The organism is Metabacillus endolithicus (assembly GCF_023078335.1).
GTDB lineage: Bacteria > Bacillota > Bacilli > Bacillales > Bacillaceae > Metabacillus > Metabacillus endolithicus.
In genome coordinates this window covers 1068010-1081336 of record NZ_CP095550.1, presented here as the reverse complement: position 1 = coordinate 1081336, position 13327 = coordinate 1068010, and the positions used below count along the sequence as shown (strand labels likewise).

At 36.9% G+C, this 13327-nt stretch carries 11 protein-coding genes and 1 pseudogene; 11 read left to right on the top strand and 1 reads right to left on the bottom strand.

The genetic code is table 11. The annotated features are described in order from the left end of the window. Window positions 1–53 precede the first annotated feature (53 nt). Window positions 54–320 (bottom strand): 30S ribosomal protein S20, encoded by a 267-nt coding sequence (rpsT, locus tag MVE64_RS05955; protein ID WP_121662899.1) that lies wholly within the window; start codon window positions 318–320, stop codon window positions 54–56. A gap of 233 nt (window positions 321–553) precedes the next feature. On the opposite strand from rpsT, the gene gpr reads away from it, so the two are divergent. From gpr to MVE64_RS05900, 11 genes and pseudogenes are all read left to right on the top strand, one after another. Further along, window positions 554–1663, top strand: a complete 1110-nt coding sequence (gpr, locus tag MVE64_RS05950) for a GPR endopeptidase (protein ID WP_247344652.1) — start codon at window positions 554–556, stop codon at window positions 1661–1663. A gap of 109 nt (window positions 1664–1772) precedes the next feature. Beyond that, window positions 1773–2995: pseudogene (gene spoIIP / locus MVE64_RS05945) on the top strand (stage II sporulation protein P). Beyond that, on the top strand, window positions 2992–3339 hold the full coding sequence (locus MVE64_RS05940) for a YqxA family protein (protein ID WP_247344651.1): 348 nt from the start codon (window positions 2992–2994) through the stop codon (window positions 3337–3339). The pseudogene spoIIP and the gene MVE64_RS05940 overlap by 4 nt, the downstream one beginning before the upstream one ends. Before the next feature lie 168 nt (window positions 3340–3507). Beyond that, the gene (lepA, locus tag MVE64_RS05935) at window positions 3508–5331 is read left to right on the top strand and encodes a translation elongation factor 4 (RefSeq protein WP_098797508.1); all 1824 of its coding nucleotides are present in this window, start codon (window positions 3508–3510) and stop codon (window positions 5329–5331) included. A 108-nt stretch (window positions 5332–5439) separates the two neighbouring features. Then, window positions 5440–6582 carry a radical SAM family heme chaperone HemW gene (gene hemW / locus MVE64_RS05930; protein ID WP_281730462.1) on the top strand — a complete coding sequence of 381 codons (1143 nt, stop codon included), beginning with the start codon at window positions 5440–5442 and terminating at the stop codon, window positions 6580–6582. A gap of 140 nt (window positions 6583–6722) precedes the next feature. Next, window positions 6723–7754, top strand: a complete 1032-nt coding sequence (gene hrcA, locus MVE64_RS05925; protein ID WP_247344649.1) for a heat-inducible transcriptional repressor HrcA — start codon at window positions 6723–6725, stop codon at window positions 7752–7754. 102 nt (window positions 7755–7856) lie between these two features. Then, the gene (gene grpE, locus MVE64_RS05920; RefSeq protein WP_247344646.1) at window positions 7857–8435 is read left to right on the top strand and encodes a nucleotide exchange factor GrpE; all 579 of its coding nucleotides are present in this window, start codon (window positions 7857–7859) and stop codon (window positions 8433–8435) included. A 33-nt stretch (window positions 8436–8468) separates the two neighbouring features. After that, window positions 8469–10298: a molecular chaperone DnaK gene (gene dnaK, locus MVE64_RS05915; protein ID WP_247344644.1), complete on the top strand. Its 1830-nt coding sequence runs from the start codon at window positions 8469–8471 to the stop codon at window positions 10296–10298. 158 nt (window positions 10299–10456) lie between these two features. Next, the gene (gene dnaJ, locus MVE64_RS05910) at window positions 10457–11578 is read left to right on the top strand and encodes a molecular chaperone DnaJ (RefSeq protein ID WP_247344641.1); all 1122 of its coding nucleotides are present in this window, start codon (window positions 10457–10459) and stop codon (window positions 11576–11578) included. A 32-nt stretch (window positions 11579–11610) separates the two neighbouring features. Then, window positions 11611–12549 (top strand): 50S ribosomal protein L11 methyltransferase, encoded by a 939-nt coding sequence (gene prmA / locus MVE64_RS05905; RefSeq protein WP_247344638.1) that lies wholly within the window; start codon window positions 11611–11613, stop codon window positions 12547–12549. A 17-nt stretch (window positions 12550–12566) separates the two neighbouring features. Next, window positions 12567–13322, top strand: coding sequence for a 16S rRNA (uracil(1498)-N(3))-methyltransferase (locus MVE64_RS05900; RefSeq protein WP_247344635.1), 756 nt, complete (start codon window positions 12567–12569; stop codon window positions 13320–13322). Window positions 13323–13327: the final 5 nt, after the last annotated feature.

Sequence of the window (13327 nt, the reverse complement as noted above, 5' to 3'; positions counted from 1 at the left end):
TAAGAAAGGGTTGTCTTATTTTGCATGAAGCAAATTGACAACCATTCTTATCATTATGCAGTTAATCCGTTAACAGCTTTCGCTAAACGAGATTTGTAGCGAGCAGCAGTGTTTTTATGAACTAAACCACTTTGTGCAGCTTTATCGATTTGCTTGTTAGCTTCAACAAGTGCAGCTTTTGCGTTATCAGCATCGTTATTTAAAACTAAAGCATCTACTCTTTTAATTGCAGTACGCATTGTAGATTTAATAGCAGAGTTATGTGCATTACGCTCATTGCTAGTTTTAACACGCTTGATTGCAGATTTAATATTTGGCATATGTTTCACCTCCTAAGAAGTTCATCGAGATCTATTTAGCTCGATCATTTCCTTTACATGAACAAAAGATATTCTATCAAACAGCCACTCATATTGCAATACTAATGTAAAGGAAAATACATTGAAAGCATGTAATTTTTTATCTTTCAGCGAAACGATCTCCATTCCTAAAGAATGTTTCACCAGAATAATGGAAAAGATAAGCAGTAGGAATGAATTTGGGAGGTATAGTAATGGGTAAATCACTAGATTTAAGTAATTATTCTGTTCGAACAGATTTAGCTGTAGAAGCAAGAGCGATGGCGCTTGAGCAAACAGAAGCAGAAAATTCATCAGATATATCTGGTGTTGTTATAAAGGAATGGGACGAAGAAGGAGTTAGTATCTCTTCCTTGGATATTGATGAAGAAGGGTCAAAAATTGTTGGGAAAAAGCCTGGCAAATATTTAACTTTGGAAGTACAGGGAATTAGACAGAAAGATACTGAACTGCAAGAAAAAGTAATAGATGTTTTTGCAAATTTATTTAGTCAATTTCTAACAGATATTAAGATCCCAAAAGATGCTAGCTGTTTAGTAGTTGGGTTAGGAAATTGGAATGTCACACCAGATGCACTTGGTCCGTTAGCAGTTGAAAATTTACTAATTACAAGACATTTGTTTAAATTACAGCCTGAAAATGTAGAAGAAGGCTTTCGCCCTGTTAGTGCATTAGCACCTGGAGTTATGGGGTTAACAGGTATTGAGACGAGCGATATTATCTCAGGAGTCATTGAGCAATCAAAGCCTGATTTTGTTATAGCAATTGATGCCTTAGCGTCTAGGTCAATTGAGCGAGTAAATACAACCATTCAAATATCTGATACAGGCATCCATCCTGGTTCAGGAGTTGGAAATAAACGAAAAGCGCTAAGCAAGGAAACGTTTGGCATTCCTGTCATTGCAATCGGTATTCCAACAGTAGTTGATGCTGTTTCAATTACAAGTGATACGATTGATTATATTTTAAAGCATTTTGGAAGAGAGTTAAATGAAGGAAATAAACCGTCTAGATCGTTAACACCAGCAGGAATGAGCTTTGGAGAACGTCGAGTACTAACAGATGATGACTTACCAAGTGATGAGCATCGTCAACAATTTTTAGGAATAGTTGGAGGACTTGAGGAAGACGAAAAAAGGAAGCTGATTCATGAAGTTCTATCACCACTTGGGCACAATTTAATGGTCACGCCTAAAGAGGTTGATATGTTCATTGATGATATGGCAAATGTTATAGCTAGTGGGTTAAATTCTGCACTTCATCAGCAAGTTGACCAAGATAATTCAGGTGCTTATACACACTAGTTAAAATAGAGTGGTTGTTTTGATTTATCATAAGAAAAAACAGATTGTTCTACTTTCTTATGCTTTGTCATACATTTTAGTAGACAAGCATAAGGAGGTTTTTTATGAAATGAAGCGTTCTAGTACAAGCCGCAATATGGTTGTAACCTTAAATGGGACAAGCATAAAAAAAGGAATCGTTGTTAGCTTCATTGTTTTGTTCATGACCTTTTTACTTTCGGGTATTTTGACGTCATTAAAACCTGAATATCGTTTAACCTCCTCATCAATCAATGATTTAACACGAAATATTGATAGTGAGGCTTTTCTTCAGTTATTAGGTGCTGAAAACCGCTTTTTTAGTTCTGCATTACCAGAACATGCAGAACCAATCAAGTTATCTTCTATTATGTTTAAAGTTGCTACGAGTATTAACCCTGATGACCCACGCAGCCTGCTAGGACGGGAATTACCAGGATTCTCTTTGTTTGATAGTGAAATTGTTGTCGCTGGGGATGGGACAAACTATACAAATATGCCATATGAATCTCCACCGCCTACAGAGGTGTTGGAACAAGAAAGAGAAGCATCTATTACAAAAAATGAAGCTGTAAATTCTGGAGACGAAGAGCCAAAGCTCCTCCTTCTCTTACAACAGGAGATAAAAAGGTCGTTTATATATATAACACTCATAACACTGAATCTTATCTTCCGTTATTAGAAGGAGAAAGTGATCCTAATCGCGCTATTCACTCAAAAGCAAACGTCACAATCGTGAGTGAGTTATTAGGAAAAGCTCTTTCAGATGAGGGGATAGGATCACAAGTAGAAAAAACAGATGTACAAGCCAGTTTAAAGCAAAAAGGCTGGAATTATGCAAAGTCATACACAGCCTCAAGGCCAATCGTTGAAAGTGCAATGGCTAGTAATCGTAACTTGAATTATATGATCGATATTCATCGAGATTCACAAAGAAAAGGTGTCACTACCATAAAAATTTGGGATAAATCATATGCCAAACTAGCATTTGTAATTGGTGGAGATAATCCAACTGCTGACAAAAATGAAAAGTTAGCTAAAGGCCTTCATGATTTATTGGAAAAGAAATACCCTGGCTTAAGTCGTGGGATTTTCGAGCAGGGTGGAAAAGGTTATAACGGAGTTTATAACCAGGATTTATCTCAAAACGCTATGCTCTTAGAATTTGGCGGGGTTGACAATAATCTAGAGGAACTTAAAAACACAGTTTCAGCTGTAGCTGATGTATTTAGCGAGTACTATTGGCAAGCAGAAAAAGTAAACGGTGATTCATCAGCTGAAAAAAGTAAACACATTGTGAGGGAAGTAAGATGATTAAATTCATGTTTAAATGCTTTGTTTTATGTTCTGTGCTTTTATTTGGCGTGTTAATTGGCATGCAGCAAGCAAACCAAGGCATGATCAAAATGAAAGGATACAATGATCCTGATTTACAAGGTGCTTTTCAAGTTGAAAATGATTCAGGTGATGTCGCCGCGTCCATCCTTGGAAACGAAGTAACCAGTCAGGATCTTGAAAAAAAACAAGAGCAGCTTGAACAAATTGAAGCCTTTAACTTCTTCTCTCAAATCGGTAAACAGCTTGCAGGTATTGTTAGTAATGGAGTATCGACAATATTGGATATGGTAACTAACTGGTTAAGTGGTTTACTAGAATAAAAAGAAAGCCGACAAACAATCGCCATGATCAACTAATGGCAATAGTACCTGTCGGCTTTTTTATTACAACAACGGTCATCCTCCGTTTTTATCCATTGAATCTTGATTTGTCAATTGATATAATGAGAAATAGTGTATTTGTAAGCTATGTAGGAGTGAAAACATATTATGAATAGAGAAGAAAAATTAAAAAGGCAGTCGAGAATCCGAAATTTTTCGATTATTGCTCATATTGATCACGGTAAATCGACTCTAGCAGATCGAATTTTAGAAAAAACATCAGCTTTAACTCAGCGTGAAATGAAGAATCAGCTGTTAGATTCAATGGATCTTGAACGAGAACGTGGGATCACGATTAAATTAAATGCCGTTCAATTAAAATATAAAGCGAAAGATGGAGAGGAATATACTTTCCATTTAATCGATACTCCAGGACATGTCGACTTTACGTATGAGGTTTCACGAAGTCTTGCAGCATGTGAAGGAGCAATTCTTGTGGTTGATGCAGCTCAGGGAATTGAAGCTCAAACGCTTGCGAATGTATATTTAGCGCTTGATAACGATTTGGAAATCTTGCCAGTAATTAACAAAATTGACTTACCAAGTGCTGACCCTGAACGTGTTCGCCAAGAGGTTGAAGATGTAATCGGTTTAGATGCATCTGAGGCAGTTTTAGCATCTGCTAAAGCTGGAATTGGTATTGAAGAAATACTAGAGCAGGTTGTAGAAAAAGTACCTGCACCACAAGGTGATCCTGAAGGACCGTTAAAAGCACTTATCTTTGACTCCTTATATGACGCTTACCGCGGAGTTGTTGCATACATTCGTGTAGTTGAAGGAACGGTTAAAGTAGGACAAAAAATTAAAATGATGGCAACTGGTAAAGAATTCGAAGTAACTGAGGTAGGGGTATTCAATCCAAAACCTGTTCAGTTAAAAGAATTAAATGTAGGAGATGTTGGATTTTTAACAGCTGCTATTAAAAACGTTGGAGACACTCGTGTTGGTGATACAATTACCAATGCAAAAAATGGGGCAACTGAGGCGCTGCCAGGTTATCGTAAGTTAAATCCAATGGTGTTCTGTGGACTATACCCAATTGATACCGCTAAATATAATGATTTACGTGAAGCATTAGAAAAGCTTGAGCTAAACGACTCATCTCTTCAATTTGAGCCAGAAACGTCACAAGCTCTTGGATTTGGTTTCCGATGTGGATTTTTAGGACTACTTCATATGGAAATCATCCAAGAACGTATTGAACGTGAATTTAAAATTGATTTAATTACTACAGCTCCAAGTGTTATCTATGATGTTCATTTAACAGATGGTGAAACACTAAGAGTCGATAATCCATCTAATATGCCGGACCCGCAAAAGATTGACCGCATTGAAGAGCCTTATGTTAAAGCGGCAATAATGGTTCCGAATGATTATGTTGGTGCAGTAATGGAGCTTTGTCAGAAGAAACGTGGAAATTTCATTGATATGCAATATCTTGATGAAAATCGCGTGAACATTAATTACGAAATCCCATTATCTGAAATTGTTTATGATTTCTTTGATCAATTAAAATCGAATACAAAAGGTTATGCTTCCTTTGACTATGAATTAATTGGTTACAAAACATCAACACTAGTTAAAATGGACATTTTATTAAATGCTGAGAAGATTGATGCATTGTCATTTATTGTTCACCGTGACTCATCGTATGAACGTGGAAAAATTATTGTTGAAAAACTGAAAGAACTTATTCCGCGTCAGCAATTCGAAGTGCCGATTCAAGCGGCGATTGGCCAAAAGATTGTGGCAAGATCAACAATCAAAGCAATGCGTAAAAACGTACTTGCGAAATGTTACGGTGGAGACATTTCACGTAAACGTAAGTTATTAGAAAAACAAAAAGAAGGTAAAAAGAGAATGAAGCAAGTTGGTTCTGTTGAAGTGCCACAAGAAGCCTTTATGGCTGTATTGCGTATGGATGAAAGCTGATTCTTTTAGATAAAATCGGATACATGCTATAATAAATTCTCTTAAGTTATATGAAAGAAAATGGATGCCGCAGCGATGACTGCGGCTTCTTAATTAGAAGGTGAAAAAATGATTAAATCCGCATACATTCATATTCCTTTTTGCCATCATATTTGTCATTATTGTGATTTTAATAAGGTTTTTTTCAAACAACAACCTGTTGATGAATATATTGAAAGTCTTATAACAGAAATGCATCATGCTAAGGAAGTTAATAAACAACAGGAGCCGCTTAAAACCATTTTTATTGGTGGTGGAACTCCTACAGCTCTATCGGCAAAACAACTTGATCGACTTCTTGAAGGTATCTCGACCGAGCTGCTGTCAACAAATGAACTTATTGAATTCGCGGTTGAAGCAAATCCTGGTGAGCTTTCTATAGAAAAATTGGAAGTGTTAAAAAATGCAGGAGTTAATCGCTTAAGTATTGGGGTTCAAAGTTTTGACGATGAGCTTCTCAATAAAATTGGAAGAGTTCATCGAAAAGATGATGTATTTCGTACAATCAAACAAGCTGAACAGGTAGGTTTTGATAACTTAAGTCTCGATTTAATGTATGCACTGCCTGGACAAACAATCGAGCAATTTAGAGAAACGCTGGAAACTGCATTTACTCTAAATGTGAAACACTTCTCGGCATATTCTTTAATCATTGAACCGAAAACAGTGTTTTATAATTTAATGCAAAAAGGAAAATTAACACTGCCACCTCAAGAGCATGAAGCGCAAATGTATGAATTGGCAATGGAAGAAATGGAGAGGCATGGCTTTAAGCAATATGAAATAAGTAATTACAGCATTCCAGGATATGAAAGTCAACATAATCTAACATATTGGAACAACGAAAATTACTATGGATTTGGAGCAGGTGCACATGGATATGTTAATGGGCTAAGAACATCAAATGTTGGTCCAATCAGAAAGTATATGGAGAACATTGATGAATCCGGGACAGCTTTTTCTGCACAAACAGAAGTGAGCAAAGAAGAAGAAATGGAAGAGCAAATGTTTCTTGGTTTACGAAAAGTAAAAGGTGTTAACAAGGAAACTTTTTATAAAAGATTTTCAGTTAAATTGGAAGAAAAATTTGGTAGTCAAATCCAAAAACTTGTTAAACAAGGATTACTGGTAGATGACGATGAATCTCTTTTTCTTACTCATAAAGGGAAGCTATTAGGCAATGAAGTTTTCCAAGAATTTTTAATTTCATAAAAACCAGACTTTATTTGAAAAATGTGAGCTTTTCATTGATAAATCAAGTATTTTATAATTGACAATTTATTTTGGTTTTGATAACTTTTTATATATATTTAGCACTCGCGTTATAAGAGTGCTAACAGAGGTGATGAATAGTGCTTACAGATCGCCAATTGTTGGTTCTTCAAGTCATCATTGATGATTTTATTCATTCAGCTCAGCCTGTTGGTTCTCGATCATTAGCGAAAAAAGACGAAATTACGTTTAGCTCGGCTACTATAAGGAACGATATGGCTGACTTAGAGGATCTGGGATTTATTGAGAAAACACACAGTTCCTCAGGACGTGTTCCTTCTGAGAAGGGATATCGCTATTATGTGGACCATTTACTTTCTCCACAGAGATTAACAAAAACAGAAGTAACTCAAATTAAATCTATTTATGCTGAAAAAATTTTTGAACTAGAAAAGGTTGTTCAAAAATCAGCACAAATTTTGTCGGAAATGACAAATTATACATCGATTGTGTTAGGGCCGAAGGTGAATGAAAATCGATTAAAACGGATCCAAATTGTGCCAATTAGTAAGGAAACTGCAGTTGCAATTATTGTCACAAATACTGGACATGTTGAAAATCGTACAATTACTTTTCCGGATTCACTAGAGCCAAGTGATATTGAAAAGATGGTGAACATTCTTAACGAAAGATTGGTAGGAGTACCACTGGTTGATCTCCAGAATAAAATCTTTAAAGAAGTTGTTACTGTCTTGAAGAATCATATTGAGAACTATGACATGCTATTAAAGATCATGGCTGGTTCATTAAACCTAGAGTCAAATGAGAAAATTTATTTTGGTGGTAAAACAAATATGCTCAGTCAACCAGAGTTTTCAGATATTGGAAGAATCCGGTCGCTTTTAACAATGATTGAGCAAGAAAAAGAGTTGTATGGACTACTAAAAGCAAATTCTGCAGGTATTTCAATTAAGATTGGTAAGGAAAATGATCTTTCAGCAATGGAAAACTGCAGTCTAATTACCGCCACCTATTCATTAGGAGACAATCAGTTAGGTACGATAGCGGTGCTTGGTCCTACTCGAATGGAGTATTCTCGTGTTGTAAGTTTATTAACTAGGATGACACGTGACATGTCTAAAACTCTTACTGACTTGTATCATGGTTCTTAAGCTTGGTTATATTGATAAGGATGGAATAAGCGCTATTCCATCCGATTCCCATGCTTATAAATACTAGATATATATATCTTTCTTTAAGGGAGGTGAAAGATCGTGTCAAATGAAAAAAATGTTGCAGAACAAGAAGAAACAGTAGATACAATTGAAAATGTCGAATCAGATGTTGAAATAGTAGATGCAGATGATGTTCAAGTAGAAGAAACTGAAGTAGTTGATGAGTCAGCTGCTCAAATTGCTGAACTACAGGCAAAGCTTGATGAAACAGAAAACAAAATGCTACGAGCTCAAGCAGACTTTGACAACTTTAGAAGACGTGCTCGCTTAGATCAAGAGGCTGCTCAAAAGTATCGTGCACAAAGCTTAGTTTCTGAAATTTTACCTGCTCTTGATAACTTTGAAAGAGCGTTACAAATAGAAGCAAGCAATGATCAAACCAAATCATTGTTACAAGGAATGAACATGGTGTACAACCAATTAGTTCAAGCCCTGCAAAACGAAGGTGTAGAAACAATCAAATCCGTTGGTGAACAATTTGATCCACATCTACATCAAGCAGTGATGCAAGTTGAGGATGAAAACTATGATTCTAATACTGTCATTGAAGAACTGCAAAAAGGATATAGATTGAAGGATCGAGTAATTCGACCTGCAATGGTTAAAGTAAATCAATAATTATCATAACTTACATATTAGGAGGTTCTATCTATGAGTAAAATTATCGGTATCGACTTAGGTACAACAAACTCATGTGTCGCAGTTTTAGAAGGCGGAGAACCGAAAGTGATTCCAAATCCAGAAGGTAACCGTACAACTCCTTCTGTAGTTGCTTTCAAAAACGGCGAACGTCAAGTTGGGGAGGTAGCAAAACGTCAAGCTATCACAAACCCTAACACAATTATCTCAATCAAACGTCATATGGGTACTGACTATAAAGTTGAAGTTGAAGGTAAAAACTATACACCACAAGAAATGTCAGCGATTATTCTTCAACACTTAAAGTCTTACGCAGAAGAATATTTAGGTGAGCCAGTAACAAAAGCAGTTATTACAGTTCCTGCTTACTTTAATGATGCTGAGCGTCAAGCAACAAAAGATGCTGGTAAAATTGCTGGTTTAGAAGTTGAACGTATTATCAACGAACCAACTGCTGCAGCTTTAGCATATGGTTTAGATAAAACAGACGAAGACCAAACAATCCTAGTTTATGACTTAGGTGGCGGTACGTTTGACGTATCTGTACTTGAGCTTGGTGATGGTGTATTTGAAGTACGTTCTACTGCAGGGGACAACCGTTTAGGTGGAGATGACTTTGACCAAGTTATCATTGATTACTTAGTAGCTGAATTCAAAAAAGAAAACGGCGTTGACCTTTCTAAAGATAAAATGGCCCTGCAACGTTTAAAAGATGCTGCTGAGAAAGCGAAAAAAGATCTTTCAGGTGTAACATCAACTCAAATCTCATTACCATTTATCACAGCTGGAGAAGCTGGTCCACTTCACTTAGAAGTAAGTCTTTCACGTGCTAAATTTGACGAGTTATCTTCAGATTTAGTTGAAAGAACAATGGGACCTGTGCGCCAAGCACTTAGCGATGCTGATCTTTCAGCTAGTGAAATTGATAAAGTTATTCTTGTTGGTGGATCTACTCGTATTCCGGCTGTACAAGAAGCAATTAAAAAAGCATTAGGAAAAGAGCCTCATAAAGGGGTAAATCCTGATGAAGTTGTTGCACTTGGTGCATCAATTCAAGGTGGAGTTATCACTGGAGACGTAAAAGACGTTGTATTACTTGACGTTACTCCACTTTCACTTGGTATTGAAACAATGGGTGGTGTATTTACGAAGCTTATTGAACGTAATACAACAATCCCGACAAGTAAATCACAGGTATTCTCAACTGCAGCTGACAGCCAAACAGCAGTAGACATTCACGTGCTTCAAGGTGAGCGTCCAATGTCAGCTGACAACAAAACTTTAGGTCGCTTTCAATTAACGGATATTCCACCAGCACCACGTGGAGTACCTCAAATTGAAGTATCATTTGATATCGACAAAAATGGTATCGTAAATGTTCGTGCGAAAGATTTAGGTACTAACAAAGAACAAGCGATCACAATCAAATCAAACACTGGTTTATCTGATGATGAAATCGACCGTATGGTTAAAGAAGCTGAAGAAAACGCAGATGCAGATAAAGCACGTAAAGAAGAAGTAGAACTTCGTAACGAAGCAGATCAATTAGTGTTCCAAACGGAAAAAACACTAAAAGATCTAGAAGGTAAAGTAGACGAAGCTGAAGTTGCAAAAGCGAATGAGGCGAAAGATGCTTTAAAAGCAGCGATTGAGAAAAACGAATTAGAAGAAATTAAAGCGAAAAAAGAAGCTCTTCAAACAATTGTACAAGAGCTTACTATGAAACTATATGAGCAAGCACAACAAGCTCAGGCACAGCAAGGTGGAGAAGCTGGAAATAAAGCAGCTGACGATGTTGTTGACGCAGAGTTTGAAGAAGTAAATGATGACGACAAAAAATAAGTCATATTAAGGTAAAAAGTCAAAGTCAGGGTAGGTCTTGACTTTGGCTTTTTTTGTAAAAGTGAGAGGCTTGTGATAAGCAGTAACAATATGTTGCTTTTCTTCTCTTTTGAGTGATACAATTTACCTTATGTGAGAAAAATCGGGAGTGAGAAATTATGAGCAAGCGTGATTACTATGAGGTGCTCGGGTTAAGTAAGAACGCAGGTAAGGATGAGATAAAAAAGGCTTATCGTAAGCTTTCAAAGAAATATCATCCAGACATCAACAAAGAAGCAGATGCAGACGAAAAATTCAAAGAAATTACAGAAGCCTATGAAACCCTAAGTGATGATCAAAAGAAAGCTCATTATGATCAATTTGGACATACTGATCCAAATCAAGGCTTTGGTGGCGGTGCTGGTTTCGGTGGCGATGGTTTTGGCTTTGAAGATATTTTCAGCTCAATCTTTGGCGGCGGCACAAGAAGAAGAGATCCGAATGCCCCAAGACAAGGTGCTGACTTACAATATACAATGACGCTTGATTTTGAAGAAGCTGTTTTTGGTAAAGAAACAACAATTGAAATCCCACGCGAAGAATCGTGTGAAACATGTGATGGTTCTGGTGCTCAAAAGGGGACTTCTCCTGAAACATGTTCGCATTGTGGCGGTAGCGGTCAACAAAGTGTTGAACAAAATACACCGTTTGGTCGTATTGTAAATCGACGAGTTTGTCACTATTGTGAAGGAACAGGTAAAATCATTAAGCATAAATGTGGAACTTGTCGCGGGACAGGTAAAGTGAAAAAACGCAAAAAAATTCAAGTGAAAATTCCTGCAGGTGTTGATGATGGTCAACAACTACGTGTATCAGCACAAGGGGAGCCAGGAGTAAATGGTGGACCTCCAGGGGATCTGTATGTTGTTTTCCATGTGAGAGAACATGAGTTTTTTGAAAGAGATGGTGATGACATCTATTGTGAAATGCCATTAACTTTCGCTCAAGCTGCACTTGGAGATGAAATTGAGGTTCCAACATTACACGGTAAGGTAAAGCTTAAGGTACCTTCTGGGACACAAACAGGTAAGAAATTCCGTCTTTCGGGTAAGGGAGTACCAAATGTAAGAGGTTACGGTCAAGGAGATCAATATGTTATTTTACGTGTGTTAACTCCTACAAACCTAACGGAAAAACAAAAAGATTTGTTAAGAGAATTTGCTGAAATTAGTGGATCAAAACCTGATGAACATGAAGATAGCTTTTTTGATAAAGTAAAACGAGCGTTCAAAGGTGATTAATATTTAAAGGTTAAGGATTGGAGTTGGTAGATATGAAATGGTCTGAATTAAGCATCCATACAACACAAGAAGCGGTGGAACCCATTTCGAATATTTTACATGAAGCTGGAGCAAGTGGTGTGGTCATTGAGGATTTAGCTGACTTAATGAAGGAACGGAGTACATCCCTCGGCGAAATCTACCAACTAGATCCAACCGATTATCCAGAAGAAGGTGTTGTTGTAAAGGCTTATCTGCCTGTTAATAGTTTTCTTGGTGAAACAGTTGAGGGCATAAAAGCTGGTATCAACAATCTACTGGTATATGATATCGATCTCGGAAGAAATCATATTACAATAAGCGAAGTAAATGAAGAAGAATGGGCAACAGCTTGGAAAAAATATTATCACCCTGTTAAAATTTCTGAAAAGTTTACGATTGTTCCAACTTGGGAGATCTATGAACCTGTAAGTTCAGACGAATTAATCATAGAACTTGATCCAGGGATGGCTTTTGGAACAGGAACACATCCTACTACTGTATTATGTATACAAGCTTTAGAACGTACTGTTCAAAAGGACGATACGGTAATTGATGTAGGAACAGGATCAGGTGTTTTAAGTATTGCTGCAGGTTTACTCGGTGCAAAAAGTATTGATGCATACGATTTAGATCAAGTGGCAGTTGATAGTGCCCGTTTAAATTGTAAGATTAACAAAGTACAAAACATTGTCAATGTATCCCAAAAAAATCTTTTGGACGGTGTTGAAGGCCCGGTTGATTTAATTGTATCTAACATTCTTGCGGAAATTATCGTTCGCTTTATTGATAAAGCATATGAAGTATTGAAACAAGACGGAACTTTTATTACATCAGGTATTATTCAAAATAAGAAAAATGAAGTAAAAGAAGCTCTGCAAAATGCGGGTTTTGTTATTGAAGAAACAATGGTGATGGAAGATTGGGTTGCGTTTATCGCGAAAAAGAAATAAAGAAAGAGGGAATCCCTTTGCAACGATATTTTATAGAAGCAGCGAAAAAAAATATTGAGGGAGATATCTTTATTACAGGTGACGATGTTCACCATATTTCACGTGTTTTGCGTATGCAACCGGGTAATAAGGTTGTCTGCTGTACAAAGGATGGCTTTGAAGCACTTTGTGAAATTGTTGAAATTACCAATGACCAAGTGAGTTGTTCTGTATTAGAATGGATGACAGTGAATCATGAATTACCAGTTTCTATTTCCATTGCGAGCGGGTTGCCTAAAGGGGATAAGCTTGAATGGATTATTCAAAAGGGCACCGAATTAGGTGCTTCTTCATTTATCCCTTTTAATGCTGCTCGTTCAATTGTAAAGCTTGAGACTAAGAAGGTCGGCAAAAAGCTGGAGCGTTGGTCCAAAATCGCAAAGGAAGCATCAGAGCAATCATATCGTAATACAATCCCAACAATTAGTGAACCATGTGATTTTCACGAACTGATTTCTCTAGCAAAAGACTTCGATGTGAAGATTGTTGCTTATGAAGAGTCTGCTAAACAGGGAGAAAAGAAAAACCTGGCTAAAGCCTTTGAAGAACTTCAGGTTGGAGGATCCCTGCTTGCTGTGTTTGGTCCTGAAGGTGGATTAACAGAAAAAGAGGTTTCAAAACTCGAGGAAGCTGGTTTTATTATTTGCAGTTTTGGCCCAAGAATACTAAGAACTGAAACAGCGCCGTTGTATTTATTATCTGCTGTTTCTTATAATTTCGAACTATCGAGGTGAAGATC

Coding starts and splice junctions, on each gene's coding strand:
- dnaJ (WP_247344641.1), top strand. CDS start 10,457: ATGAGCAAGCGTGATTACTATGAGGTGCTCGGGTTAAGTAAGAACGCA.
- MVE64_RS05940 (WP_247344651.1), top strand. CDS start 2,992: ATGATTAAATTCATGTTTAAATGCTTTGTTTTATGTTCTGTGCTTTTA.
- dnaK (WP_247344644.1), top strand. CDS start 8,469: ATGAGTAAAATTATCGGTATCGACTTAGGTACAACAAACTCATGTGTC.
- rpsT (WP_121662899.1), bottom strand. CDS start 320: ATGCCAAATATTAAATCTGCAATCAAGCGTGTTAAAACTAGCAATGAG.
- prmA (WP_247344638.1), top strand. CDS start 11,611: ATGAAATGGTCTGAATTAAGCATCCATACAACACAAGAAGCGGTGGAA.
- gpr (WP_247344652.1), top strand. CDS start 554: ATGGGTAAATCACTAGATTTAAGTAATTATTCTGTTCGAACAGATTTA.
- hemW (WP_281730462.1), top strand. CDS start 5,440: ATGATTAAATCCGCATACATTCATATTCCTTTTTGCCATCATATTTGT.
- lepA (WP_098797508.1), top strand. CDS start 3,508: ATGAATAGAGAAGAAAAATTAAAAAGGCAGTCGAGAATCCGAAATTTT.